General features: G+C 69.7%; 19 protein-coding genes and 2 pseudogenes. 5 read left to right on the top strand and 16 right to left on the bottom strand.

The annotated features are described in order from the left end of the window. Positions 1-161: 161 nt before the first annotated feature. From ACIO3R_RS10250 to ACIO3R_RS10220, 7 genes are all read right to left on the bottom strand, one after another. Complete coding sequence (locus tag ACIO3R_RS10250) at positions 162-1,598, bottom strand: M1 family metallopeptidase (protein WP_402104982.1); 1,437 nt, start codon at positions 1,596-1,598, stop codon at positions 162-164. A gap of 37 nt (positions 1,599-1,635) precedes the next feature. Beyond that, positions 1,636-2,523: a M20/M25/M40 family metallo-hydrolase gene (locus ACIO3R_RS10245; protein WP_385025840.1), complete on the bottom strand. Its 888-nt coding sequence runs from the start codon at positions 2,521-2,523 to the stop codon at positions 1,636-1,638. A gap of 312 nt (positions 2,524-2,835) precedes the next feature. After that, positions 2,836-4,908: a discoidin domain-containing protein gene (locus ACIO3R_RS10240; protein ID WP_385025843.1), complete on the bottom strand. Its 2,073-nt coding sequence runs from the start codon at positions 4,906-4,908 to the stop codon at positions 2,836-2,838. A 181-nt stretch (positions 4,909-5,089) separates the two neighbouring features. Further along, positions 5,090-6,346: an MFS transporter gene (locus ACIO3R_RS10235; RefSeq protein ID WP_385025846.1), complete on the bottom strand. Its 1,257-nt coding sequence runs from the start codon at positions 6,344-6,346 to the stop codon at positions 5,090-5,092. Between the two features lie 14 nt (positions 6,347-6,360). Beyond that, positions 6,361-7,728 (bottom strand): GH1 family beta-glucosidase, encoded by a 1,368-nt coding sequence (locus ACIO3R_RS10230; protein ID WP_385025850.1) that lies wholly within the window; start codon positions 7,726-7,728, stop codon positions 6,361-6,363. Between the two features lie 475 nt (positions 7,729-8,203). Beyond that, the gene (locus ACIO3R_RS10225; protein ID WP_402104978.1) at positions 8,204-8,863 is read right to left on the bottom strand and encodes a TetR/AcrR family transcriptional regulator; all 660 of its coding nucleotides are present in this window, start codon (positions 8,861-8,863) and stop codon (positions 8,204-8,206) included. A gap of 662 nt (positions 8,864-9,525) precedes the next feature. Beyond that, positions 9,526-10,737, bottom strand: a complete 1,212-nt coding sequence (locus ACIO3R_RS10220; protein ID WP_402104976.1) for a phosphatidylserine/phosphatidylglycerophosphate/cardiolipin synthase family protein — start codon at positions 10,735-10,737, stop codon at positions 9,526-9,528. Between the two features lie 324 nt (positions 10,738-11,061). On the opposite strand from ACIO3R_RS10220, the gene ACIO3R_RS10215 reads away from it, so the two are divergent. Together ACIO3R_RS10215 and ACIO3R_RS10210 are read left to right on the top strand one after the other, a co-directional pair. Then, positions 11,062-11,457 (top strand): relaxase domain-containing protein, encoded by a 396-nt coding sequence (locus ACIO3R_RS10215; RefSeq protein WP_402104974.1) that lies wholly within the window; start codon positions 11,062-11,064, stop codon positions 11,455-11,457. Positions 11,458-11,578: 121 nt separating this feature from the next. Then, a complete protein-coding gene (locus ACIO3R_RS10210) occupies positions 11,579-11,758 on the top strand; it encodes a DUF6480 family protein (RefSeq protein WP_385025862.1) in 180 nt (59 codons plus the stop codon). A gap of 62 nt (positions 11,759-11,820) precedes the next feature. Here the strand turns inward: ACIO3R_RS10210 and ACIO3R_RS10205 are convergent, their stop codons facing one another. Next, complete coding sequence (locus ACIO3R_RS10205) at positions 11,821-12,288, bottom strand: SRPBCC family protein (protein ID WP_402104972.1); 468 nt, start codon at positions 12,286-12,288, stop codon at positions 11,821-11,823. Between the two features lie 415 nt (positions 12,289-12,703). Here ACIO3R_RS10205 and ACIO3R_RS10200 point away from each other — a divergent pair, with 415 nt between their 5' ends. Then, entirely contained in the window at positions 12,704-13,951 is a 1,248-nt protein-coding gene (locus tag ACIO3R_RS10200; protein ID WP_402104970.1) for an NAD(P)/FAD-dependent oxidoreductase, read from the top strand. Between the two features lie 57 nt (positions 13,952-14,008). On the opposite strand, the pseudogene ACIO3R_RS10195 reads toward ACIO3R_RS10200, so the two are convergent. From ACIO3R_RS10195 to ACIO3R_RS10170, 6 genes and pseudogenes are all read right to left on the bottom strand, one after another. Next, a pseudogene (locus ACIO3R_RS10195) lies at positions 14,009-14,404 on the bottom strand (IS630 family transposase); the annotation flags it as partial. A gap of 486 nt (positions 14,405-14,890) precedes the next feature. Continuing rightward, positions 14,891-16,414 carry an aldehyde dehydrogenase family protein gene (locus ACIO3R_RS10190; protein WP_402104969.1) on the bottom strand — a complete coding sequence of 508 codons (1,524 nt, stop codon included), beginning with the start codon at positions 16,412-16,414 and terminating at the stop codon, positions 14,891-14,893. Between the two features lie 584 nt (positions 16,415-16,998). After that, a pseudogene (locus tag ACIO3R_RS10185) lies at positions 16,999-18,250 on the bottom strand (GAF domain-containing protein). 107 nt (positions 18,251-18,357) lie between these two features. After that, positions 18,358-18,948 (bottom strand): N-acetylmuramoyl-L-alanine amidase, encoded by a 591-nt coding sequence (locus tag ACIO3R_RS10180; RefSeq protein ID WP_385025874.1) that lies wholly within the window; start codon positions 18,946-18,948, stop codon positions 18,358-18,360. Positions 18,949-19,471: 523 nt separating this feature from the next. Then, positions 19,472-20,884, bottom strand: a complete 1,413-nt coding sequence (locus tag ACIO3R_RS10175; protein ID WP_402104967.1) for an SWF or SNF family helicase — start codon at positions 20,882-20,884, stop codon at positions 19,472-19,474. Next, positions 20,881-23,793, bottom strand: coding sequence for a DEAD/DEAH box helicase (locus ACIO3R_RS10170; protein WP_402104965.1), 2,913 nt, complete (start codon positions 23,791-23,793; stop codon positions 20,881-20,883). The genes ACIO3R_RS10175 and ACIO3R_RS10170 overlap by 4 nt, the downstream gene beginning before the upstream one ends. 267 nt (positions 23,794-24,060) lie before the next feature. Between ACIO3R_RS10170 and ACIO3R_RS10165 the strand changes: the two genes are divergently transcribed. Both ACIO3R_RS10165 and ACIO3R_RS10160 read left to right on the top strand, forming a co-directional pair. Beyond that, positions 24,061-25,113 (top strand): fatty acid desaturase family protein, encoded by a 1,053-nt coding sequence (locus ACIO3R_RS10165; protein WP_402104963.1) that lies wholly within the window; start codon positions 24,061-24,063, stop codon positions 25,111-25,113. A gap of 95 nt (positions 25,114-25,208) precedes the next feature. Next, on the top strand, positions 25,209-25,391 hold the full coding sequence (locus ACIO3R_RS10160; protein WP_123465650.1) for a hypothetical protein: 183 nt from the start codon (positions 25,209-25,211) through the stop codon (positions 25,389-25,391). A gap of 95 nt (positions 25,392-25,486) precedes the next feature. Here ACIO3R_RS10160 and ACIO3R_RS10155 read toward each other — a convergent pair whose 3' ends face one another. After that, the gene (locus tag ACIO3R_RS10155; RefSeq protein WP_402104962.1) at positions 25,487-26,452 is read right to left on the bottom strand and encodes a hypothetical protein; all 966 of its coding nucleotides are present in this window, start codon (positions 26,450-26,452) and stop codon (positions 25,487-25,489) included. 117 nt (positions 26,453-26,569) lie between these two features. Then, the gene (locus ACIO3R_RS10150) at positions 26,570-26,878 is read right to left on the bottom strand and encodes a hypothetical protein (protein ID WP_385025890.1); all 309 of its coding nucleotides are present in this window, start codon (positions 26,876-26,878) and stop codon (positions 26,570-26,572) included. Positions 26,879-26,974: the final 96 nt, after the last annotated feature.

Below are 26,974 nucleotides of genomic sequence, written 5' to 3'. Positions count from 1 at the left end.
GCCCGATCACGTCCCCCGTCGCCTCCCGCCGGCCCGGATCGACCCGGTCATGGCCCGTTGAGCAACCGTCGACCATATCCGTACGCTGCCCGCCGCGAGGCGGCGACCACCTGCCCGTCGCCGCCTCGATCACCCTGCGCCGACCGGCACCCCGCGACAGATCACCGAAGGCGGCCGAGGCTTCCTGGGTACAGGTACTTCCGTTCCGGGACGGTGGTGCCGTGTACCCAGGCGTCGAAGAAACCGGTGAGCTCCGGCCGGCCGGAGACCTTCTTCGCGAGCGCTTCGAACTGCGGCCAGGTGGCGTTTCCGTAGCGGTGCTCCTTCTGCCACTGCCGGAGGGTCCCGAAGAAGGCGGCGTCCCCGATGGTCCGCCGCAGGGCGTGCATCATCATCGACCCCTTGTCGTACAGCGCCTGGTCCAACTCCTTTCCCTGGCCCGGGTCGTAGAGCTTCACGAGCCAGAAGCCGGGGTCCTGTTCGCTCTGCTCCACCATGTCGGCGTAGAAGCCGGTGTCGATGTCGGCGCCGCCCTTCTCCTCCCACAGCTGGTTGGTGTACTGGGCGACGCACTCGGCGATGCAGCCGTCACGCCAGTCCGAGAACGAGACGCTGTTGCCGAACCACTGATGGGCGTACTCGTGCACCATCGAGGCGTCGAACATCACTCCGCCGTACGTCGGACGGCTCTGCGTCTCCAGTGCGGGGGGACCGTTGCCGCCCCCGTCGGCTTCGCCGTTGATGACGATGCCGCCGGCCGAGGAGAAGGGGTACGGGCCGAACTTCGAGGCCAGGAAGCCGATGATCTCCGGGAGCAGCGCCTCGGACTCCGGGTCGATCACGGCGCCGGGGCTGTAGGCGTTGACGACCGGGGTGCCGTCGGCCAGCTTCGAGGTGCGAACCGTGAACTTGTCGATGGCGAGGGTGCTGACGTAGGTGGCGAGCGGCTTGTCCTCGTACCAGCGGAAGGTCTTTCTGCCCTTGACCGGGGAGGTGGTCGGGCCGGGGCGGCCGTTGCCGATCACGGTCCAGGTGTCGGGGACCGTCGCCGTGAGCCGGAAGGTCGCCTTGTCGGACGGGTGGTCGTTGGCCGGGTACCAGGCGGTGGCGGAGTGCGGCTCGCCGGTCACGCTCGCCCCGCCGTTGGTGAGCCGGTGCCAGCTCTCGCCGACGGGCTTGCCGGCGTAGCGGACGCGGACCGCGAATGTCGCGCCCTTGGCGATCCGGCCGGCCGGGGTGATGACCAGTTCGTGTGCCCCGCTGCGGGTGAAGCTCCTGACCGGGACGCCGTCAACGGTGACCGAGCTGACCTGGAAGCCCTCCAGGTCCAGGTGGAAGCGGTCGAGTCGGCCGGTGGCCGTGGCGGTGACGGTGGTGTCGCCGTCGAGGCGGTCGGGGCGGGCCGGGTCGTAGGCCACGCGGACGTCGTAGTGGGAGACGTCGTATCCGGGGTTGCCGTCGTCGGGGAAGTAAGGGTCCCCCACACCGGACCCGCCGCCGGTGGTGGTGGCCGCGGAAGGCACGGCGGTCAGCAGCACACTGCCTGCCAGGATGCCCGCCACCGCGGGGTATCGGTGCCGTTTCGTCGTACTGCGCATAGGTCCTGCTCCTGACGGTAGGGGCCGTGGTCGGTGATCAGCGGGTGGCGAGCTGCCAGGTCACGCCGAGAACGGCGTTGGTGCTGACGGTCTCGGTCCCGGGGTCCACGTTGTCGATGCGGTCGCATGCCTCGTGGAGGCAGTCGCCGACGCCGGTGGTGAAGCCGGAGACCGGGATTCCGGCGTCGCCGAAGGACTCGTGGTCCGAGCCGCCGATGCCGATGTCGAAGGTGGGCAGGCCCTTGGCCGCGAAGTACGCCTCGAACGCGTCCGTGGCCCTCGGGTCGTCGTGGACGACGAGCCACTGCTGCACGTTCCTGCTGCCGGTCATGTCGAAGTTGAGGTAGACGTCGATCTTCTCGCGCCCGGCGGCCGAGAGCCCCCGCACGTAGTCCTTGGAGCCGATCAGGCCCTGCTCCTCCGCTCCCCACCACGCGAACCGCAGATGCCGCTTCGGCGCGGCACCCGCCCGCGACATGGCGACGGCGGTGGCGAGCACGGCGGCCGAGCCGGAGCCGTTGTCGTTCATACCGGGCCCGGCCTCGACGCTGTCGAGGTGGGCGCCGACGAGCACGACGTGGTCCGGGTCGCCTCCCGGCCAGTCCGCGATGAGGTTGTGTCCGAGGACGCCGTTGTGCGTGAAGGGCCGCAGGCTGGTGCGGAAGCCCGCCCTGTCCAGCACGCCCTTCACATACGCCAGCGACTGCCGGAAGCCCTTGGTGCCGTGGGCGCGGTTGCCTCCGGTGCGGTCCGCGATCGACTGCAGCGCCCGCAGGTGCGGCATGACCTGCTCCGCGGAGACGACGGGTATCCGTGGCGTCTTCGCCGCGGCGGGTTCGGCCGACGCCGCGGCGGGGACGGCGACCAGTGCGGCACACAGACCGAGTACCGCGGCTGTGCGCCGCATGCGGCTGAGTATCTCCATGCGTGACTCTCTCCTTGAGGGCAAGGGGGTTCTTCCGGCGCGGAGCCGGAAGAAGAGAGTCGCTGGGTGATGTCAGAAGGATGTCAGAAACCTGTGGCCACGCAGTGGTCGTCGTCCGTTGTCGCGGCTCGCTGCCCCGTGCGCTGTACTGGAGTACCCCGCCCAGCACCGTGGTCCGTCTCTCCCGGCGGCTGGGTCCGGAGGTCAGCCTTCCCCGTGGCCACAGTGCGGGTTCCGGCTGTGCCGGGACGCCGGACCGGCCGGATCAGGTATTGATCCGGCCGGCCTCGGCCCGGGACGCCGCCGGTGCCGTCAGTCGCTGTAGACGCCTACCTCTTGGAGCGAGTAGCCCCACTTGGTGCCACGCTCCAGGCCGTGGACCCGTACGTAGCGGGCCTGGGTCCGGGTGAACCGCACTGTGTCCAGGCCGCCTTCGCCAGCGGTCGTGGACCAGGCGGTCTGCCAGTTCTTGCCGTCCTGCGACAGCTCGACGCGGTACGACTTCGCGTACGCCTCCTCCCAGTCGAGGGTGACGCGCTGGACCGGCTTCGCGGATCCGAGGTCGATCTGCAGCCACTGGTCGTTCGTCCACTCGCTGGCCCAGCGAGTGCTCTGGTCTCCGTCCACGGCCCGGCCGGGAGCGAAGCTGACGGCCGGGTTCCACCACTGCGACGTGGACGCCGAGGCGGCCGCACCCGAGGCCAGATTCACCCCGGACCGGTGCTTCTCGGTGTTCCCCCAGGTGCGCAGGTAGGACTCGGCACCGGTGAAGAGGTCGTCCACGACCTCTTGGCCGCCGACGATACGGATGTCCTCGATCCAGTCCGGGACCGTGCCGTAGTGTGCCGCGCCGTCCGTGTTGAAGTTCCATGTGCGCTCGCCGGTGGTCTGCTTGTCGATCACCGAGCCGCCGTCCGTGCTGCGGAAGGGGTACTTCACCGGGTTGGGGGTGTCCCCGCCCCGCGGGGCCGGCCAGCCGCCGACGCCGTTCATGTCGGTGCCGTAGCCGTAGCCGACCTGGTACTTCTCGCGCAGCGCGTCCGTGCGTTTGGCCTCCGCGCTGAACGCCCCGGAGGGGCTCATGTACTGGGCGGCGAACCCGCCGAGCTTGTAGAGCCGCTCGGTCCACCCCAGGTCCATCCAGCTGTGCGAGGAGATGACGCCCGGGTACGACTCGGACTCGAGGACGTCGAAGGCCTGATCCGCGGCCTTGACGCTCATGTGGTCGAGCTCCAGCATCATGTGGCGCTTCATCATCCCGCGCACCGCGTACTCACCCAGGCCGGTCAGCCCGCGGGTGTTGCACTGCGCGTCCGAGGCGTAGGAGGGAACGGCCACACCGCTCGGCAGCAGCTTCTCCGCCTGTGCCGCCTCGGCGTTGCCGATGGGGTTGTCGTGCTGCGGGCCACGGCAGGTCTCCGTCTTCCAGAAGGTGCCGGTCGACAGGAACTGGCCCACGTTGATGGCCGTGCCGAGGGCGCCGGAGTCGTACCGCACGCCGCACAGCGCGTTGTCGAACTTGTGGCAGAGGAACATGCTGCTCACGCCCAGTTCGTGCAGCTCGTCCAGGCCGCGGTCGATGTCCTCCTTGCTGCACTGCGCGATGTCCAGGATCTGCTTGCAGCCGAACGGCTCGGAGGTTTCGACGCCCAGGACGACAGCCAGCTTGCCCTGTTCGACGACCTCGCGGGCCTGCGCGCTGCTGGTGACGATCCGGAACCAGCCCTTACCCGGGCCGCCGTACATCTTGTCGATGAAGGCCTGCATGTCGTACGACTTCTTCGCCTCAAGGCGGATGGCGGTCATCTCGTCGCAGCTGCGGTCCTTGAAGAAGTAGACCGAGCAGATCACGCCGTTGGTGACCAGGTCGTTGACCAGTACCCGCTGTCCGCCGCGCCAGGCCCGCTCGATGTTGGCGTAGTAGTTCTGCTGGTGGGTCAGCGAGTCGTGGGCGGGCCAGTCCTTGAAGGTGGGCCACCCGGTGGGGTCGTGTCTGCCGTCACCGCCCTTGGTGACGAAGTCGAAGACGGCGAGCGAGCCGTCGGGGTAGTGCTCGGGGCAGTCCTTGAGCGCATCGGCGACGCCCTGCTCCGAGAACGGCTTGCCGCAGATCAGCCGGCCGCCGAAGCCCTCGTTGGCCATGATGTGGTTGTGCGCGTCGACGAAGCCTCTTACGCGGCCCTCGGAATCGGTGCCCTTGAAGGGCTCACCCGTGACGTTGATCTGTTCGTCGGGCGCGGGCCGCGAGGTCGGGTTCCACCAGCCGGGGTCGGGCACCGCCGCGGAGCTGGGCATCGGACCGAGTACCAGGGACATCACGGCGAGGAGCAGTGACACCACCGTGAAGGATCTGAATCTGCGGCGTTGAGGTTGAGCCATGGCCATCACTCGCTTCGATTGACATGTCCATTGAAGTTACTGACGAGTTGCCAGAATCGCGACCACTGTCGGCGGAGTCAACGGTCCGGGCGAGGAAACATGAGAATTTCTCATTTTTGGTGAACTCGACTTCACTTGCGTCCGGTTGAGGGCCGAATGATGCGGGCGGCCGGACGGGCCCCGTCCGTCAGGCCACGCTGCGGATGCGGTTGACGAGGAGTCCGCCGACGAGGATGACCAGGGCTGCGGTGGTGTAGAGGCCGGTGTAGCCGCCGAGGTGGGTGATGATCGGCGCGGCGAGGGCGGGGGCGAGGACCTGTGGGCCGGAGTTGGCGATGTTGATGACGCCGAGGTCTTTGGCGCGGTCGGTTGCCTCGGGCAGGACCTGGGTGACCAGGGCCTGGTCGACGGCGAGGTAGATGCCGTAACCCGCGCCGAGGACGGCCGCGGCGATGATGGCGGACGGCCAGGTGTGGAGCAGGGAGAGCAGTACCGCCGCTGCGGCCATGACCAGTGAACAGAGGACGACGAAGACCTTGCGGCGTCCGATGCGGTCGGACAGCGCACCGGCGGGGATGGCCGTGAGCGCGGCGCAGAGAGTGTAGATCACCGTGAGGATCAGTACGCCGGTGCCGGGGTCGCCGTAGTGGACGGCGTCGGCGAGGAAGTAGAACAGGTAGAGGGTGCCGAGGGCGTTGCCGAGGTTGATCAGGAATCGGGTGAGCCAGGCCCAGCCGAAGTCGGGGTGCCGTCGAGGGCTCACCCAGAGCGAGCGGGTGAACGTGCGGGCGTCGAAGGCTGGGCGCAGCGCCCGGGGCAGTGGCGGCTCTGAGTGGCGCAGCGTGAACGGGAGGGCGAGAGCGACGGTGAGCACGGCGAGGGTGACGTAGCCGGAGAGGACACCGGTGACCAGCAGTGTGGTGATCAGTGCGCCGAGGACGAGGCCGAAGGACTGCATGAGGCCGGTCCAGCCGGAGACCTGGGCGCGTTGGGTCAGCGGTACACGGTCGGCGATCGGGGTGGTGACTCCGGCCAGCATCGCGTTCAGACCTGCCTGCGCGAGGCACCAGCCGACGGCGACTCCGGCCACCGTGTGCTGGGTGGCGGTGAACGACAACCCTGCTGCCCCGGCGAGGGCGCCGCCGAGAATCCAGGGCCGGCGGCGGCCGAACCGGCTTGTGGTGCGGTCCGACCACGCGCCGGCGAGCGGGTTGGCGAGCACCGCGACGAGCGCGCCGAGGCCGGTGACGAGCGAGAGCGCATCGTTCTTGTCCTGCGGGTCGATGTGCTCCAACTGGAGTGGCAGCAGGATTTGAATGGGGGTCATGAACGCCATGAAGACGGCCAGCGTGGCCAGTGAGAGGTTCGCCGTCCAGCCGGCCCTGACCGGGACGGTGGGCTCGGCGAATACGGCGGCGTCGTCCGCCGTGGAGGCGTGGGACATGACGGCTCCGTTACTCAGGACCGCTGGGAGGCGATCAGGCCGCGGTACCACTCGAAGCTCGCCCGGGGCGTGCGACGTCGGGTGCTGAAGTCGACCTCGACCAGGCCGAAGCGCTGGTGATAGCCCTCGGCCCACTCGAAGTTGTCGAGCAACGACCAGGTGAAGTAGCCGCGGACGTCCACCCCTCTGGACACCGCCAGGGCGATCGCGTCGATGTGTCCGGCGAGGTAGTCGATGCGCGCCTGGTCGTGCAGTCCGGCCGGCTGCGAGCAGCCGTTCTCGGTGATCCATACCGGTGGAAGTCCGTTGCCGTAACGGGCCTTGAGGTCGGTGAGCAGCTCCGTGAGCCCATCGGGAACCACCGGCCAGCCGAACGCGGTTCGCTCGTACGGCTCCACGGGCTCGGCCAGGTCGAAGGGCAGCGCGGCGGCAGGGTCGGACGGTGCGGTGACCCAGGTGGGGTTGTAGTAGTTGATGCCCAGTCCGTCCAACGGCGCGGCTATCGTGGCGAGATCGCCATCGTGCACCACTCCTCCCCAGCTCGGGTCGGTCATGCCGTAGGCGGACAGATCGGGATAACTTCCCATCAGCAGGGGATCGTTGAAGAGCCGGTTGTGCAGGGTGTCATAGGCGGAGGCCGCCGCCACGTCCTCGTGCCGCTGGGCGTCATGGCGCAGACGGACGGGCGTGCAGTTGTTGGCGATCAAAATCTGCCCCCCTGGAACGGTGTCTCGCAGCGCCGCGGTCGCGAGGCCGTGGGCGAGCAGCTGGTGATGTGCGACGGGCAGCGCGTCCAGCATCAGTGCGCGGCCCGGGGCGTGGACGCCGTAGCCGTAGCCGAAGGACATGTGGATGAAGGGCTCGTTCAGGGTGATCCACCGTTTGACCCGGTCTCCCAGCCGTTCCGCGACCACCGCCGCGTACTCGGCGAACCGGTAGGCGGTCGCGCGGTTCAGCCACCCGCCCTCGTCCTCCAGGGCCTGCGGGAGGTCCCAGTGGAACAGGGTGGGCGTGGGCTCGATCCCGGCGTCGAGCAGCGCGTCGACCAGGCGGTCGTAGAAATCCAGTCCGCGCGGCTCGACCTCGCCCGCGCCGGTCGGCAGGATGCGGGGCCAGGAGACCGAGAAGCGGTACGCGTCGAGCCCGAGCCGGCGCATCAGCGCGACGTCCTCGTCGAACCTGTGGTGGTGGTCGCAGGCTATCTCGCCGGTGTGGCCGTCGCGTACGACGCCGGGGCGCCGTACGAAGGTGTCCCAGATGGACGCCCCCTTGCCGTCCTCGTCGGCGGCGCCCTCGATCTGGTACGCGGCGGTCGAGGCGCCCCAGACGAAGTCGGCCGGGAGCCGAGGGAGTCGGGTGGCATCGGTGGAGCTCGTCGTCACTGGCGCCTGCCTTCATTGGTGATGCGCGAGTTGCCCAGGTTCGGCCGCCCGCGCGACTCCGGAGTCTTGCTGACGGACGCTCTGTGCGCACCAAAAGCCCCATGGTGGAGGGCTGTTGGCGGTTTGGGCACGTAGTCCGAGGTGGGCCGCACCGTAACATGAACTATCGTTCATGTTCTAGGCTGGCGACCAGCGGGCCGCGTAGCTCTCAATCCGGCTGCCGGCCGATGTTCAGGCCGTGACCGCGGTGCTCGCCGGGCGGTCGGACGCGGCTCCACCGGCCCCTGCCGGGCGCAGGTGTCAGGTGCTCGAAGTGCACGGCGCGCGATCCTGCGCCAGTTGCCGGGCAGGGCCTGGCCGGGAAGAGTGCCCGTGCCGCGACGGCCCGGGGTACGGCTGGTCAGCGGCGGGACCGGTCGGCTCCACGGTCCGGGCCGCGCGGCCCGAGGTCAAACGAGCGCCTGAGCGCCCCGGTTCACCCTTCCGCGGCCGTCAGCCGACCGCGCAGGTCCTCCCAGTAGGCGTTTAGCATCCGCCTGAGCTCGTCCACGATTTCCACGTCCGGCTCGCCGTCGCTCTTGAAGACTTCGTGCAGCACGGCGTTGGCTGCCCACACCACCATTCGCGTCGCCCGGTGCGCCCGGTCGCCACCGGGGGCGCCGGTCAGGTGCTCCACGATGCGCTGCAGGCCCTCGGCGATGTGTGTGTTGCTCGCCTCGTCGGCCCGCGCGAGCTCGGGACTGAGGTGCCGCCCGGCCCACAGGGCCATGCCGCCCGACTGGGACCGGAAGAGATCGGCGTAGACGTCCACCATCATGCCGACCGGGTCGGACAGTTCACCATCGACCGCACGTTCGACGAGTTCGTCAATGGCGGCCTTGAAGGAATCTAGGTACCGCTGGCCCAGCGCGTCCACGACGGCGCTCTTGTCCGCGTAGAACTGGTAGATACTGCCGACCGGAGTGCCGGCTTCCTCGGCAATCCGTCGCATCGTCAGCGCCTCGTACCCCTCCTGGGACAGGATCCGGTCGGCCGCGGCGAGGATGGCCTCGACTCGGGCCCGGCTGCGTGCCTGCTGGGGCTGCCTCCGTAGCCGCACCCCCGATGCCGGCTGCGGCTTGTCTGCTTCCGTCACCCTGTGCCCCCGGTCCTCCGATGGCGTGAACGTAGCACGCGGCCACGGGCCCGCCCCTTCTTCCGCCGCTGGTGTGATCACGGACCGGTCGCGGAGTTCCGGAGCGCGACCGCCCCCGACGCACCGCGGTTTCCCAGGAGGAGGCCCGAGACCCGTCGGCCGTCCTGATGAAGGAGGCCGGACGGAACCTTGGGATGCCCCTGCACGCTGTGGCCCGAAGATCGCCAACGGCATCGGTTCCACGATGGCCGAGCCCCCACCAACAACCTCCGCCTCTCGCCGCCAACGATGCGCGAGCCCGGACCGCAGCCGACGAAGGGGCCTGTACCGGCTCGATGACACGGGCCCTGACGTCTTTCGTGCTGCCCCGGCGCACCCGCGCAAGGGCATTCAGGTTCGGCCGGTGGCGGCGGCCGCCCAACGCCTTACCCGCAGCGGTCTGTTCCCGCTTTCCGCGCATGACCCGGGCGAGGGTACGGAAAGCGAGCATGGCCGGGGCACTGCCCCTTGGAGGTGCAGGTTCCTTACGAAGAGGGGGCCCGCCCCGGCCACGCCCTACTCCCTCCCCGGAAGTACCGGGCGAATCGCGCAGCGCCCGGACTCCGGCCATATCCGTGAAGGCCGCCGGAGACGAAACGGGCGGGGGCCGCCAAACCTCGGGTTTACAGGAACCGCCGAATCGGAATGACGGCCACTTCTCGTACCCGCTGGACGGCCGAGCGCCGTCTCCAGCGGCCCGACGCGATCAGCTCACTCACTTCCAGATCCTGCTCGAAGTGCCCATCCAGCACGGCGGTGAAGTCCTCGTCCAGGACGGCGAGCATGACTTCCTCGTCATGGTCCAGGGAGCGGCGGTTGAAGTTCGTCGAGCCGACGAGAGCCGCGACCCGGTCGACGGTGATCACCTTGGCGTGCATCATCGTCGGCTGGTACTGCCAGATCTTCACCCCACACGCCAGCAGATCCTCGTAGAAGTGCTGTCCGGCCAGCTGGCACACCCGCTTGTCGGTATGCGGCCCCGGGAGCAGGATCTCCACCTCAACGCCTCTTCGGGCCGTCGCGCACAGCAGCTCGATGAAGTAGGCGTCGGGCGCGAAGTAAGCCGTGGACAGGCGGAAACGCTCCTGGGAGGATTCCAGCATCACCCGCAGGAGGGTCTGCATGTCCTGCCAGCCGAAGCTGGCCGAACCGCGCACCACCTGCACAACCGCCTCACCCTGCGGGGCATGGTCGATGAAGCGGTCCCGCTCGTCGAAGAGTTCGTCGTGACACTCGGCCCAGTTCTGGGCGAACGCGGCGGCCAGTCCATCCACCGCGGGCCCGCGCACCTGGACATGGGTATCGCGCCACTCGTTCTCGTTGCGGGCATCCCCGCACCACTCCTGGGCGATCCCCACCCCGCCCGTGAAGGCCGTAGCCTCGTCCACAACGAGCACCTTGCGGTGGCAGCGGTGATTCTGCTTGAGGGGCGAGAGCAGCAGCGGCTTGCGGAACCACGCAACTTGCGCGCCGGCCTGCTCCATCAGATCGAGCAGATCCTTCTCGATCAGTCGGCTGCCGAACCCGTCCAGCAGCAGCCGCACACGCACGCCCTGCCCGGCCCGCTCGGCCAGCGCGGTAGCGAGCTCCCGGGCCACCTCGCCCTTCCAGTACACGAACGTCATCATGTCGATCGTGTACTCCGCACTGCGCACGCTCGCCAGCATCGCCGCGAAGATCTCATCACCATTACGCAGTGGGATCAGTGCGTTACCCTCCGTCGCGGCGATCCCGATCAGCCGCTCCAGACGCCGCCGTATCAGCCGACTACGGTCCTCGCCGGACAGTGCCGCCGCCTCCGGTTCCGAAACCGGGCACTCCTGCGTACTCGTCATGAAAATCTCCTTGGCCGGCCGGGAAGCGGGGGACTCTATGTCACCTCGCCCCTCGGCACCTGGGCAAGGCACGCCGACTGTACCCACCGATTTTGCCGGATTCGGCCCACAGCTTCATCGGCAGGGCCCCGGCAGGCCTGCGCGGCCGATGCGTGAGCTGGTCACGTGCCGTGCGCCACCGCGGTAGGTGCGCGGCCGTCCTGGGCCTCCTGGGCGCGTTCCGCCACCATCTGGGTCAGCGCCACCAACGTACTGAGCTGATAACTCGTGTGAGCCTTGAGGTGAGTGATGTTGGAGAACTGATGGTCCAGCCGTTCGGCACGAGTGCTGGCGGGGGACGGAGCTGTGCCAGGACATCTTCGTGGACATGACGCCGGCGTGGGTGGGGGAGTCGTCGCGCAGATCCGGAGGGGGAGCGGCGGCAAGCGTCGCAAGCTGATCCGGCACGGGTTGACCGTCGCGGTGTTCCGGCACTACGAGTCCAGAGCGGCCGAGTCGAGGCCACTGCTTCACGATCATGCGGTGGTGTCGATCCGCGTCCGACGGCCGGACGGCAAAGGGACGTGGGGCGACCTGTCGGCGGACTCGCTGCTGGCCCACATCGGCGTGTCCGACAGCCTCTGCGCGCTGTACTCCATGGAGGAGATGTCCGCCCGGCCCGGGTGGGCCCGGGAGCCGCGCGAACTGGTGGTGCACCCCCTGCCACGCAACAACAGATAAACCACCGCAAGCCGAATCGGCTGCACCTTCCCCCGGCGGTGAGCGACGCTCCACCGCCGTCGGCTGCCGGCCGAGGCGGTCTGGAGATGCGCAAACGGGTGTATGGCACCACGCTTGAACCATGGCTGAACACCTCGTACAACCCGGAGAGACGCCTCCCGTCGAGGGCTGCATCGCCGAAGCGCATGAAGAGCGCGCGGACGGCGGCATGTGGGAGCACCCATGGATCTGGCTGGGGCTCATCGTCTTTGGCGCGGTTCTCATCGCCGCCTTGTTCATCGCCCGCATATTCGCTCTGTGATCTGGCCGGCTACACCTCCCCACACGTGATGTCTCTGACAGACGAGGAGTTGGACTGCCCGGTCAGGGCTGTTGCGAACCGGGTGCGGAGGGACCCAAGGCCCGTTGGAGCGCTGCCGGAAGCTGTTGGGAGACCTCATCCCCCAAACGCCCGAACTCCCTCTTCAGGAGGGGGGTCGCCAGTCGCGCGATCCCGTGGAACTCGACCTGCGCGCCGTAGGTGATACGGGTGCCGCCAGGGTGCGGTTCGAAGTGCAGGTCGTCCGTCGATGTCGCGGTCTTGTTGCGCCCGACGAAGGTGAGCCGCTCGTTGCTCATCCGCGTCAATTCGTAGCGAAGCTCTGTGCGTCGTCCGCGGAACGAGGACACATTGAGCCACTCCGTGCCCACCTCCACCGGATCATTGGCATTGACCTGTCGGCAGGTGATGGTGCCAGGGTCCCACTGTTCGGCGTGGGAGAAGTCGGCCATGTAGGCCACGATCTCGTCGCGCGTTCGGTTTGAGTGCATGACTCGTTCGACCTTGATCACTACGACTCCTGGTGGTGTCACATCGTGTTCCGTGCGCGGACTGCCCGACTGCTCACGATTGTGCTCCTTCCCTGTGCGCGATCATCGGACGCAGGCCGTTTCGACTGACGAGTGACGGGCGCCTCCTCACAGCCCGTGGATGAGGGACGTCATCCACGGAGACGGTGCGAAGAGTGGAGTCGGTGGTGCTCGGTGACAGCCTGTCGGCTGCCGTCTGCTTGATCGCAGTGGCGCCTGGATTCGACGGGCGGAACATGTTCGGGTGGAGTTGTGAGGTTCGGCCCTCCCTCGCGTACGACGCGTCGTGCGCGGCGCATTTTGCGCGGGAGCGCCTCAGGTGTGATTCAACAGGTTGAAGAGCAAGCCGGAGTATCAGCTCACGATGTACAGAGGTCCGCGCCGGAGGAAGAGGAACATGAACACTCAACATCGCCGGACTCCGGACATCATCGTCGTCGGTGCGGGCCTTGCCGGCCTGGCTTGCGCTCTGGATCTGTGCCGCTCCGGGCAGCAGGTGACGCTTCTTGAGGCGTCCGACGGCGTGGGGGGCCGTATGCGCACGGATCGGGTGGACGGGTTCTTGCTGGACCGCGGATTCCAGGTGTTCAACACCGCCTATCCACAGGTGAAGCGGCGCGTGGAGTTGCGGAGCCTGCGATTGCGGCCCTTCACCCCGGGCATCATCGTGCATACGTCGACGGGGCCCGTGTCTCTCGCCGACCCGACTCGGAGGCCGGAGAAGGCCGGAACGCTGATGCCCGGCAGGGTTCTGTCCGTGCGGGACCTGGCCGCGATGGCGGCGCTCATCGCGCGAGACACCCTCCTGCCCGCCGATTGCCTCAAAAGACGGCCGGACCTTTCCACGGCCGACGCCTTGTCCCGCGCAGGGCTGTCGGCGAAGGCGGTCACGGAAGTCCTGCGGCCGTTTCTGGCCGGTGTGTTTCTCGAAGACCGGCTGGAGACCTCCGCCCGTTTCTTCCATCTGGTTCTGCGGAGCATGATCCGGGGAACGCTCTGCCTGCCGGCCGGCGGCATTGGCGCCGTACCCGCCCAGCTGGCAGACGGTCTCCCTGACGGCGTCCTTCGGCGGGAGACACCGGTCGCTGGAGTCACTGCATCGGGGGTCCTACTGGCGGATGGCAGTGAACTGCCGGCCAGATCCGTCGTGGTGGCGGCGGAGGCTGCTGCGGCGGCACGCCTGCTGCCCGGCCTGCCCGTGCCGGAGGGCCGGACGGTGACGACGTATTACCACGCAGTGGCGAGGACACCCCTGGCGGAGCCGACCCTAGTGTTGGACAGCACTGGACCGGTGCTGAACACCTGCGTGCTCACGGAGGTCGCGCCCACCTATGCTCCGCCAGGTACCGCGCTCGTCTCCAGTTCCGTACTGGGCGCCGAGCAATCCGGCGCGGACGGGGTCGTGCTCCCACGGCTGGCCGACCTCTACGGCACCGACACGAGCGGCTGGCAGCAGGTCGCCGTGCACACAGTCGAGAGGGCCCTGCCCGCGATGGAACCACCTTGGCCGCTGAGCCGTACGACGCGCTTCTCACCGGGCAGGTACGTCTGCGGGGACCACCGTGCGACCGGTTCCGTGCAAGGCGCGCTGGCGTCGGGCGCGCGGGCCGCCCGGGAAGTGCTGAGTGATCTGGCGCGAGGTTGACTAAGGCCGGACGCCGACCGCCGCATCCAGTCGCGGCCGGTCCGGGGAACAGAAGGTGGTGGTGCCTGCGCGGATGTAGTCGTGGCTGCGGCGTTCGGGAACCCCGGGCATCATCGGCAGTACCGGCTGGGACCGGTCCGGGGCCTGGATCTGCGACTTCTCGTCCACGCACAGCACGAGGGCCTTCTCCGGCGGGTCGAGGTAGAGGCCGACCACGTAGCGGACCTTGTTGATGAACAGCGGATCGGTGGACAGCTTGAAGGTCTCGGACCGGTGCGGGGCCAGGGCGAAGGCCCGCCGGATCCGCGAGATCGCCGACTGTGACATCCCCGTCGCCTGTGCCATCGACCGTGTTGACCAGTGGGTGGCATTCGCCGGCCGTTCTTCCGGAGTCTTGACGATCACCCGCTCGACATCCGCGTCGGTGATCTTGCGCGGCACACCGGGCCTGGGGCCGCAAGCTGGACGGAAAGGCCGCTGCTGCCAAAACGGCCCGCTGTTAGCGTGCCGCCTTCAGCGAAGTGCTCAACACGGCAGTCGAGAAAAGATACTTCCCCGGTAGTCCCCTCATAGGGATCCGATGGACAACCCCAGCAGTCAACGACGAGGTGGATCCCGCAGCGACACCCAATCCGGCGCAGGTTGCCCGGCTCCTTGGCGGCGTTGCCCAGCAGCGGGGGCGCGGCCCTCATCTGGAGGCGTTCTTCGGTTGTATGTACTACGCGGCCATGCGCCCGGCGGAGGTCATTTGCGCCACGCCGGGATCTCGTTCGGGCTGTACTCCGGCGTTGATCCAGCTGAATGCGCGCGTCGGGCAGAGCATCGGAGTCCTCTTCCGATATTACGCAAAGTTCCCGGACGGCGTACAAGACCAGGCGAACCGCGGAAGTAGGGCGCCTGCCGGGAAAAGTCCCGGGTCAGGCGCCTTCCTTTGTGTCTTTAGAAGAAGCCGAGCTTCTTCGGCGAGTACGACACGAGAAGATTCTTTGTCTGCTGGTAGTGCTCCAGCATCATCTTGTGGTTCTCCCGGCCGATCCCGGACTGCTTGTACCCGCCGAACGCGGCGTGGGCCGGGTACGCGTGGTAGCAGTTCATCCAGACCCGGCCTGCCTGGATGGCCCGGCCCGCCCGGTACGCGGTGTTCGTGTCGCGGGTCCAGACGCCTGCCCCGAGCCCGTACAGGGTGTCGTTCGCGGTGCGGATCGCGTCGTCGAAGTCCGAGAAGGACGTGACGGCGACGACCGGGCCGAAGATCTCCTCCTGGAAGACCCGCATCCGGTTGTCGCCCTCGAAGATCGTCGGCTGTACGTAGTAGCCGCCCGCCAGCTCCCCGTCGTACTCGATCCGCTTGCCGCCCGTAAGGATCTTCGCACCTTCCTGCTGGCCGATGTCCAGGTACGAGAGGATCTTCTGGAGCTGGTCGTTGGAGGCCTGGGCGCCGATCATCGTGTCCGTGTCCAGCGGGTGGCCCGGCACGATCTGTTCGGTGCGGGCGATGCCCGCCTCCAGGAACTCGCTGTAGTGGCCGCGCTGGATCAGCGCGCGCGAAGGACAGGTGCAGACCTCGCCCTGGTTGAGGGCGAACATGGTGAAGCCTTCGAGGGCCTTGTCGCGGAAGTCGTCGTCGGCCGACCAGACGTCGTCGAAGAAGATGTTCGGCGACTTGCCGCCCAGCTCCAGGGTCACCGGCTTGATGTTCTCCGAGGCGTACTGCATGATCAGCCGCCCCGTCGTGGTCTCCCCGGTGAACGCGATCTTCGCGACGCGCGGGCTGGACGCCAGTGGCTTGCCGGCCTCCGCGCCGAAGCCGTTGACGATGTTCACGACGCCCGCCGGAAGCAGGTCCGCCACCAGGCTCAGCCAGAAGTGGATGGACGCGGGGGTCTGCTCGGCCGGCTTGAGGACCACCGCGTTGCCCGCCGCGAGGGCAGGCGCCAGCTTCCAGGTGGCCATGAGAATGGGGAAGTTCCACGGAATGATCTGCGCGACGACGCCGAGCGGCTCGTGGAAGTGGTAGGCGACGGTGTCCTCGTCGAGCTGGCTGAGCGAGCCCTCCTGGGCGCGCAGCGCGCCCGCGAAGTAGCGGAAGTGGTCGATGGCCAGCGGAATGTCGGCCGCCAGGGTCTCCCTTACCGGCTTGCCGTTCTCCCAGCTCTCGGCGACGGCGAGCTCCTCCAGATGAGCCTCCATCCGGTCCGCGATCCGGTTCAGGACCGAGGCCCGGTCGCCCGCCGACGTGGCACCCCAGGCCGGTGCCGCGGCGTGTGCCGCGTCCAGGGCCAGCTCGACGTCCTCGGCGGTGCCGCGGGCGATCTCGGTGAACGGGCGGCCGTTGACGGGGCTCGGGTTCTCGAAGTACTGGCCCCGGGCCGGCGGTACGTAGGCGCCACCGATCCAGTGGTCGTAGCGCGACTCGTACGAGACGATCGCGCCCTCGGTGCCCGGCGCAGCGTAACGGGTCATCTCTGTGGCCTCCCGGATCCGGTGCCGCCCGCCGTTGGACGGCCCTCGGCGCGAGGCTAGGCAGCGCGACGTTGCAACCCCGTTGCGTACCGGGGGCGGGCGGTCAGTGCCGAATGGGTTCGCCGGGTTGCCGGTTGGGACGGCGCCGGCCCATAGCGTTCTCGCCGCGGATGCGTGCGCGCTCGCGGTGCTGGGCGGCGAGGACGTCGGGATGGCGGGCCTGAGCGCAGCGCCGGCGCAGACAGTGGTGGAGTTCCCTTTCTGGACCGAGTAGTTGGGGTGAGGGGAGTGAGACGACATCGCGCACCGTGTCCTCGTTCCCGGCCACCGGCTTCGCGATCACCGGCACGGTGTTCCCACCGGCCCAGGCCGGGCAGTACCATCGCCCGCCGGTAGCGCACCGTGCCGGTGGTGCTCTGCCGCGCAGTCTGCGGCAGCTTCCGCCTCTCCTGATCGGTCAGTCTGCGGACCGTCGCTGGTGGCGCCACCGTGCCTCCCCGCACCTGGGCGGACGCAACTCGCCCATCCAGACCACGCAGGCGCCGCCACCGGGCGGAAGCCGGTGAAGCCATCCGGGCACAGCGCTAACGCAGTTCCGAGTCGAGCGTCCTTGCACGGGCCAGCAGGGCGGGCCGCTGCGCTGCCGGCACGGCCGCGGCCAGGGCCTGCCACGCTGGGAGGTCGTCCTCGCCCCACGGGCTGGACGCCCAGTCCGCCAGCAGCCCCGGATCGCCGCGCGCGATCAGCGCGGCCCGCAGTGAATCGCCGAGCCGGCGCCGCAGCCGGACCACCGACGGTGCCTGCGAACCGGGCAGCAGAGGCCCCGCATAGGCACTCAGCGCCGCGGCCACAGCACCCGAGGCCAGTCGGCGCGCAACGGTGTCGAAGTCCGCGTCGACGGGGGAGGCGAGACGGTAGGGGCGGGAGAGCAGCAGATCGGGGCCGAGCAGACGGCGCAGCCGGGAGAGTTCGGCCCGCAGCGTCACCGGGGTGACCGACTCGTCCTCGTACAGTTCGACGAGGAGTTCCTCGCCTCCGATGCCCTCGGGGCGCCGGGCCAGCGCGACCATGATCTCGCTGTGCCGCCGGCTGAGGCGGAGCGCCCGGCCATCCACGATCAGCAGCGCCTCGTCCCCTGCCGAGGGCGGTCAGCCGTACCGTTCCGGCGGCCGGGGACGGGGCGAGCAGGGCCAGTTGGGATTCGGCGGCGCGGGCGACGGCCTGCACGAAGGCCAGGCTGTGAGGATGCGCGAGCCCGTTTCCGCCGGTGATGTCGACCGCGCCCAGCACGCGTCCGGTGTGCGGGTCGTGCAGGGGCGCGGCCGCGCACGTCCACTGCTGCACCGGACGCAGGAAGTGCTCGGCCGCGAACACCTGGACCGGGCGGTCCACGGCGATGGCCGTTCCCGGCGCGTTGGTCCCGGCGACGGATTCCGCCCAGCGGGCGCCCTCAACGAAGTTCATCCGCCCGGCACGCCGTCTGGTTACCGGGTGTCCCTCGACCCACAGCAGTCTGCCGTGGGCGTCGCACACCGCCAGGAGGTGTTCGCCGTCCGTCGCGTAGGCGCTCATCAGCTCCCGGATCACCGGCATGGTGCGGGCGAGTGGATGGGACTCGCGGTACGGTCCGACATCGTCGGCGTCCAGATCGAGCAGGGCCGCGCCGTCCGGGCAGACACGGGCCCGCGCCGAGCGGCGCCAGGACTCGCCGACCACCGGGCGGACCGGTCGCTCCAGGCGGCCGGCCGCGGTGAACACCTCATGTGCGTGCCGCAGCTCGCCGAGCCGTTCACCGGGGTCCGTATCGGCCGCCAGGGCCAACCAGGGGTCCGTCAACTCACCCTCCCGTCCAGGGGTGCCGTACACCCCCATCGTCGTCGCAGCGGCCGTCTGCGACAACCGTGGTGCGGAGAGCAGTCGGAAGGGCCGGACCCGGACACCGGTCAGGCGGTGCCGAGCAGGTTGACGAGGCGGATGTACCGGACCCAGTCCCAGTTCGGGCCCGGGTCGGTGTGGTCGGCGCCCGGGACCTGTGCGTGGCCGAGAATGTGCGCGCGGTCCTTGGGGATGCCGTAGCGGTCGCAGACCGAGGCGGTCAGCAGTGCCGACTTCTCGTACATGGCGTCGGTGAAGTACGCGGGCTGGTCCACATAGCCCTCGTGCTCGATGCCGATGCTCCGGGTGTTGTAGTCCCAGTTACCCGCGTGCCAGGCGATGTTCTGCTCCCGGACGCACTGGTCGATGTACCCGTCCACCGAGCGCACCACATAGTGCGCGGAGACCTGTTTCGCCGGATTCCGGAAGATCGCGACCGCGTCGGAGAACGTCTCCTGGGTGACATGGATGATCACATACTGCACGGGATACGCCGAAGGGCGCGTCGAAACAGTGTAGTTGGACGTCGATGCCGGCACCCAGTGGGCCGACGGATAGTCCGTGTCGCCCGCGGTCGCCGCAGCCGCCCGTGCGGAGGCAGGGAGCAACGCTGCCGCGGCCGCGGCAGCGGCGCCCTGAAGAATCCTTCTCCGGTGCATGTGAACTCCAGCTGTGTGTGGGGGAGTGGGAGAGGCGAGAGGGGGCCGGTGCGGACGGATCCAGGAGAACGGCTCGGGCGTCTGCGGCAGCAGGTCCTCGTGGGGGAGGGGCCGCCAACCGATTCCCCCGACATCCGGGAACTCCCTCATGTCCGATGACCGGAATGTGTTGTCCGATGCACGGCCGATCGGCTCGCGGACCTTACCGTACGGGCGCCGCACGGGTGACGGAAGACGGCAGGAGCCCGAAATCACCTCGGTGTGAGGGCTGTTGGACCACTCTGCCCACCCTGGAAGCCGGGGACGGTGGCGGTTTTCCGGTCTCCCCGTGCCCCGCCGGGACAGTCCCGGCGCTCAGAAGCACTCAGAGGCACTCAGCGGCGCGGGGCGACGGTCAGCGGACTACCGGGGCGCTCCGAGGGACTCGCAGGCCGCCCGGTCGGTGCGCTGCCGTTCCTGGGGACCGCGACGGCGGTGCGGGGGAGAAGCGCTCGCCCCCGCACCGCCCGCCGGTGCGCCGCCGTCAGACCTCGGCCTGGTCCGCGTCGGCCAGGGCCGCCGCCGGATCGTCGTCCGGGGGACCGGCCGGGATCCACCGCCCGCTCTCCTTGCGGTACGGATACCAGCGCCCGTCCCGTCCGTAGCGGAGCTGGACCGTGCCGTCCACCGACGTCCAGCGGTTGTGCTCGGCCCGCAGCCGGGGTGCCTCGTCCTCCTCCCAGGCGACGGCGAGCCGCGACCTGGCATGGGCCAGCGAGGCCGCGTCCGGGGTCCACTGCTCGTCGAGCACGGAGAGCGCCGCGGGGCCGCCGTACTGCCAGGCACGTACGGCGATCCGCAGGCCGGCCGGTGCGCGCCCCGACCCGGTCGCCAGCCGGGACGCGATCCACGGCACGGGACGCGCGTCCGCGGCCAGCCGCACCGCGTCCTGTTCCGGTGTCAGCCCGACCGGTAGGGGCTGCAGTTCGTGGCCCGGGGCCAGGGCGTCCGCGAGCATCCGGTGCGCACGCGCCGCGCTGTCCGTCGCCAGCATCTCCAGTGCCGTCGGGTCCACGCCGGGCTCCGGATCGGTCTCCGTGTCCAGCGAGGGTGACACACCGGCCTCGGCGGGAAGCCCGGGGAGCGGGGGCAGCGGCGGAAGGGCGTCGCCGGCGGCGTGGGCCTCCGCTGCCGGAACCCCGCGCACACCCCGCTCCCGGGACCCCGGTGCGGAGGCGTCGGCGGGCCCGGAAGGTCCGTGGCCCGCGGCGCGGGCGGTGATCCGCACCTGGAGGTCGTCGAGCAACTGTCGCTCGCCGCGTCCCCGCATCAGCAGCAGGACGAACGGGTCCTGGTCCAGCAGCCGCGCCACCTGATAGCAGAGGGCGGCGGTGTGCGGGCAGTGGTCCCAGGCCTCGCAGGTGCACTCAGGATCGAGGTCACCGATGGCCGGAAGCAACTCCACGCCCGCCGCGGAGGCGTCCTCGACCAGATGCGGCGGCATCTCCCGGTCGAGCAGCGCGGCGATATGCCCGGCGCGGTCGGCCGCCATGTCCAGGAACCGGTTCCACTCCTCCTCGCTCAGCTCCTGGAGCAGCACGTCGCTGCGGTACGCGCCCGCGTCCCGGTCCTGGACCACGGCGGTGATCCGGCCCGGTCGCACGGACACGACACCGACCCGGCCCTCACGGGCGAGCCGGCGCCCCTTCTTGAGCTGCTGACCGTCCAGCGCGGTGTCCTCCAGCGCTTTCAGCCACGCCCGGCCCCACCAGGAATGGGCGAAACCCCGGCCGCTCGGGGGCGGCAGGGCGGCAAAGGTGCGTTCCTGCGCGGGGGCCGAGGGCGCCGTGTCGTCCTGCTCGTCGCCCTCGTACCGGTCGGCGTATCCGTCGTGGGCGTACCCATCCGGCTCGTAGGCATCCGGCTCGTAGGCATCCGGCCCGTATCCGTCACTCATCGTGCGCCCCCTCGCAGCTCCACCAGGTCGGCCAGTTCCGCATCGCTGAGTTCGGTCAGGGCGCTCTCGCCGGAACCGAGGACCGCGTCCGCGAGCCCCTGCTTGCGGGCCAGCATGTCGGCGATCCGGTCCTCGATGGTTCCCTCCGCGATCAGCCGGTGCACCTGCACCGGCTGGGTCTGACCGATGCGGTACGCGCGGTCGGTGGCCTGAGCCTCGACCGCTGGGTTCCACCAGCGGTCGAAGTGCACCACATGGCCCGCCCGGGTGAGGTTGAGACCGGTTCCGGCCGCCTTGAGCGACAGCAGGAAGACCGGGGCCTCGCCCGCCTGGAATCGGTTCACCATCGACTCCCGCGCGGCGACCGGAGTGCCGCCGTGCAGGAACTGGGTACGGACCCCGCGTGCCGCCAGGTGCCGTTCGAGGAGCCGGGCCATCTGCACGTACTGGGTGAACACCAGAACAGCCGCACCCTCCGCGAGAATGGTGTCGAGCAGTTCGTCGAGCAGCTCCAGCTTTCCCGAACGGCCGGCGATCTGCGGCTCCTCCTCCTTGAGGTACTGCGCCGGATGGTTGCAGATCTGTTTGAGCGCGGTCAGCAGCTTCACCACCAGGCCCCGCCGGGCGATGCCGTCGGCGGCGGCGATCGCCGCGAGCGTCTCCCGTACCACCGCCTCGTACAGGCCCGTCTGCTCGGCCGTCAGGGAGACCGCGCGGTCCGTCTCGGTCTTCGGCGGCAGCTCCGGAGCGATGCCCGGATCCGACTTGCGCCGGCGCAGCAGGAACGGACGCACCAGCGCGCCGAGCCGCTCGGCCGCCGCGGGGTCGCTGCCGCCCTCCACCGCACGCGCGTACCGGGTACGGAAGGTGCCGAGCCGGCCGAGCAGGCCGGGGGTCGTCCAGTCGAGGATCGCCCACAGTTCGGAGAGGTTGTTCTCCACGGGGGTGCCGGTGAGGGCGACGCGGGCCTGCGCACCGATCGTACGCAGCTGTTTGGCCGTCGTCGAGTACGGGTTCTTCACGTGCTGCGCCTCGTCGGCGACGACCATGCCCCACCGGGTGGCGGCGAGCTTCGGTGTGTCCAGCCGCATCGTCCCGTACGTGGTGAGGACGAACTCGCCGTCCGCCAGGTTCTCCAGGCTTCGCGAGCCGCCGTGGAATCGGCGCACCGGGGTGCCCGGCGCGAACTTCTCGATCTCTCGCTGCCAGTTGCCCATCAGGGACGTCGGGCACACCACCAGGGTGGGGCCCGCGGCCGATTCGATGGTCTGCCGGTGCAGATGCAGCGCGATCAGGGTGATGGTCTTGCCGAGCCCCATGTCGTCGGCGAGACAGCCGCCGAGTCCGAGCGAGGTCATCGTGTGCAGCCAGTTCAGGCCACGCAGCTGGTAGTCGCGCAACGTCGCGGTGAGCGCCGCGGGCTGACCGAGCGTCGGCTGCCCGCCCTGCGCCGGCCGGGACTCCGGATCGGCGACCCGCTGCCGCAGCGTCTCCAGCCAGCCGGTCGCCCGGACCTCGACCCGGCGGCCGTCGATCTCGGTGGAGCCGGTCAGCACCGCGCCGAGTGCGTCGATCGGAGTGACCTTGCGGTCCTGGGTCTCGCGGGCGCGACGCGCTTCGTCGGGATCGATCAGCACCCACTGGTCGCGCAGCCGCACCAGTGGCCGGCCCGCCTCGGCCAGCCGGTCGAGCTCGGCGCGGCTGAGCTTCTGGTCACCGAGCGCGAACCGCCAGTCGAACGCGAGCAGGGCGTCCGCGGACAGCAGCGGTGCGGTGTCCGACTCGGTACGCCGAGGCTCCCGGGAATCGTCCGGCCCGCCCTCGCCGTCCTCGTCGTCGGGCGGTCCGATCACGGCGCGTGCCGTGAGCTTGCGGGCCAGCTCCCTGGGCCAGTGCACCTGCACGCCCGTCGCGGCCAGGGCCCGTGCGGCGGGGCCGAGCAGTTCGGAGATCTCCTCGTCGGCCGGTTCCACGGCGTCGGGCACGGCCGCCGACAGCAGCGGGGTCAGGGGCGGCCAGGCGCGGGCGGCCCGGCGCAGCATCAGCAGGGCGTCCATCCGGGCCTTCGGCCCGAGGGCGGCAGCGACCGGCCCGTTGCCCGTCCAGATCGTGGCGGCGTCGGTGACCAGGGTGGGGTCGCTGACGCTGTGGATCTGCGGAACCACACGGAAGGAGGGGCCGGACAGCTGTCCCCCGGACGCCTCGTAGGTCCGGTCGAGTCCGGACACCTCCACGCGCAGCGAGAGCCTGACCCCCGCGTCGTGCCCGGCCGCGACATCGGCGACCCAGGCCCGCTGGTCGGGCAGCCGCCGCGGAGCGTCCGCGGCGAACGCCGGGGCGCCGGTGGCGAGGGCCGCCGCGGGTGTGCGCGGCAGTCCGTCGGCGACCGCGTCGAGGAACTCCCGTACCAGCCAGTCCGGTTCGGGTAGCAGTAGGGGCTCAGCCGTCGCATCGAGCGGCACCGCGTGGGCACTTGGCGGCATGGAGGCGGCCAGTGCGCGGATCCGGGCCTGGTCGTCGGCCGTGAGCGGTCCGGCCCGCCACGCGTCGTGATCCGTGGCGCTCAGCCCAGGCAACAGCAGCCCACGCGCGGTGAACTGAAGGGCCAACAGCCCAGCGGCGCCCCAGAAGGAGGCCGCCGGCGAGGCGTGTGCCGAGGCCCGCGCGCGGGTCAGTACCGGCAGGGCGTCCCGTACGGGCAGCAGTCGCGCCGGTACCTCGTACGGCCGGCCGTCGGAGCCGGTCACGGTCAGGCCCTCGACGGTCCCGGGGGCATCGGGCGGGCTGCTACCGTCGGGGCACCAGAAGGCGACGCGTCCGGTCCGGGAAGGATCCGCGGGCAGGAACACCACCGAACAGCCGGCGAGTGCGGAGATCTCGGAGGGCGTTGCTGCGGGGAGGCTGTGCACAGCGATGTCAGATTCCTCAAATTTGACTAGTTGGCTGAGGTCGCCGAGGGTACTCCATCGCATCCGGCGGCGGGGCTAGTCGTCACGTGATTCACCTCACACACCTGAGTCCGGTATGTCGGCCAGGTGTAGCCAGCCCCCCTCCGGAATGAGGGGGTTGGCACCAGGAAACCTCGGGTGGTGGCTCCATGGCTGCTATACATCTGCGACCCGTACGTTTCATCAGGTCAGCGCACTTCTAGCGCACCCTTTAAGACCGGAGACATCATGCCTCAGGCCGCAATCACCGTCGCGGAACGAACCCGTGACAGTGCCGGAAGTGCCGGAAGTACAGGAAGTGACTTCGCGCCTCTGCTGCGGGCCGTCAAGGGACAGGGACTCCTCGAACGCCGCACCGGCTGGTACGCGGCGGGCATCACCGCGAATCTGCTCGCCCTGGGCGCCGTGATCACGGGAATGTTCCTCCTCGGCAACACCTGGTGGACCCTGCTCCTCGCTCTGCCCCTCGCCGTCTTCTGGTCCCGCACCGCGTTCGTCGGGCACGACGCCGGACACGCCCAGATATCCGGTGACCGCCGGGCGAGCCGGGCCATCGGCCTGGTGCACGCCAATCTGCTCCTCGGCATGAACGAAGCGTGGTGGAACGACAAGCACGTACGCCACCACGCCAACCCCAACCATGTGGACAAGGACCCGGACGTCGGCGTCGGCGCCCTCGTCTGGACCCAGAAGCAGGCCGCACAGCGCGAGGGCTTCGCCCGCTGGCTCACCCGCAACCAGGCCCGGCTGTTCTTCCCGATGCTGCTCCTGGAGGGCATCGCCCTGAAGATCTCCGGCTTCCAGTACCTGCGACAGCAGCCCGCCCGTGAGCGTGTCCTCTCCGCCCTGCTCCTGGTCGCACACCTCGGCCTCTACGCCACGCTGCTGCTCACCGTCATGTCGCCCGGAAAGGCCGTCGTCTTCGCGCTCGTGCACCACGCGCTCTTCGGCCTCCACCTGGGCATGGCCTTCGCCCCGAACCACAAGGGCATGGAGATGCCCGACCCCGACGGCGACCGCTGGGGGCACCTGCAGCGCCAGGTCCTCACCTCACGCAACGTACGGGGCGCCGTCCTCACCGACTGGTTCCTCGGCGGGCTCAACTACCAGATCGAGCACCACCTCTTCCCGAGCATGCCCCGGCCGCATCTGCGGCTGGCGCAGCCCTTGGTCAAGGGCCACTGCGAGGCTCTCGGCATGCCGTACGCGGAGACCGGACTCATCGAGTCCTACCGCCAGGCCCTCGACCACATGCACGAGGTCGGCGCGCCGCTCAGGTGACCGTTCCCGACGGGTTCGGGCAGGCTGGAACCGATGAGCACGCACAGGCGTTCTCACAGCAGGAGCGGCCACTGGCCGCGAAGGAGGCGTGGACGATGTCGAACAGCGCAAAGATCGCCATCGGGGGAGTTGTCGTCGCAGTCGTCCTGATGCCGTTCATCGGGTTCTGGCTGTCACTGCTGGTGCTCATCGGAGTCCCCGCGATCGCCTATCTGGTACTGGATCCCAGCCAGCGGCGCAGGCTCCGCAGAATCACTCGCAAGGAGATCGGCCGCTGAGCGATGCGGTCCTCCCCGATCCGGGCCCAGCGCTCCGGATCGGTGCCTCCGGGCCCCGGCTCCGGTGCCGGTGACGGCACCGGAGTCCGGGCGTCTCAGGAGGGCCGTACGGCCAGTGCGTCCAGGGCCTTGAGCAGACCGGGCAGTTCCGTGCCGCGCCCGACCGGCAGTATCTCGCCCGGTATCTCGTCCAGCAGCAGGAAGGCGATGTCGTCGGTCCTGGCCACCATGGACCAGCCGGGGCCGTCGGCACGGATCGTCCGGGCGTCCCCGGGGGCGAACGAGGAACGGACCCGTCCGGGCGGCGGCGGGGCATCGACATAGGCGTGGGCTTCGGCGAGAGCCCGCCTGACACCGGGATGCCTATCGGAGGAAGCGCTGTGCTCGGCGGCACCTTCGCTCTCCGCGGCGTCCTCGCCGTCTGCGGTGCTGTTGTCCTCGGCGGCGCGGGAACCCGTATCCGTACCGTTCCCACCGTCCGCGCCTGACGCGGCACCGTCGCCCCCGACGGCGCCCTCGCCCCCCGTGCCCCCGCCGCCCGCCGGCACGAACGTGGTCTCGTCGTCGATCTGTTCGCGCCAGACCGCCCACTGCAAGGCGATCGCGTCCGCGCCGAGGCGACGCTGGGCCGGGCCCCACTCATCGGTGTCCGGTGGAGCCAGCGGCGGCAGATCCCCGCCCTCCGCCCCGGGATCCGGCGCCGGGTCGTGCGGGGCAGGCACGCCCGGCGCGGCGATCGCCACGGCGAGCGGCCAGCCGGGGAGAGCGCAGACCACCGTGCGGTCGTCGGGCGACAGGTCGTACTCCATGCCGCAGTCCCAGGACGCTATCGCCACGGCCACCAGGGACACGTCATCGACGACGACGGTCCACCTGGCCCCGTCGCCGTCCTGGCCCATGACCAGGCCGAATCCTCCGGCGTACGGCTGGAGGCCGAGCGCCGCGCACGCGGCCGGGTAGTCGTCGCCGAGAACGCTCGGGAACTGCGCGGGGGTCAGCAGGACCGCGGTCAGCACATACAGTGCGTCGTCGTCGGCGACTGTGTTGTCCGTCCCGGTCACTGCACCCTCCTCGTCCGTCATGGTTGTCCGTCGGCGCACCTTAACCAGTGGGTAACCCACTCGTCGAGGCCCTGACAAGGCAGAACATCTTGCCCGGGTGCGCCGTGGACGGGGCTCCTACTCGTCGGCCAGGCCGAGCAGCGTACGGGCCACCGCTTCGGGTGACTCGTCGCGCTCACGGGCTAGCGCGATGACCGCCCGGCAGGCCAGTTCTCCGACGCCGAAGGAGAGCGCTTCCGGCGACACCCAGCCGCTCGCCTCGTCCATCCGCTCCTGGTCGTCCTCCACCGATGCCGCGACGAACGTGGCTGCCGCATCGAACAGGTTGTGCTGCCGGCGCTCCGGCGCCCTGGTGGCCACGCCGGACCGGCCACTCTTGCGTCCGGGGTTCACGGCTCTGCGGAGTATGCCGAACATGTCGGTCATGGAGACCGCCTTTCCTGGATATGTATGTGCCGGACAGGGCGTGCGCGCGCTGGGGGGACATGCCACGCCGTGCGCGGCGTCCCTGTCCTCCGTGCG

This window comes from Streptomyces sp. NPDC087428, from assembly GCF_044744085.1.
Classification (GTDB): Bacteria; Actinomycetota; Actinomycetes; order Streptomycetales; family Streptomycetaceae; genus Streptomyces.
This window is presented reverse-complemented; position numbering and strand designations above follow the sequence as displayed.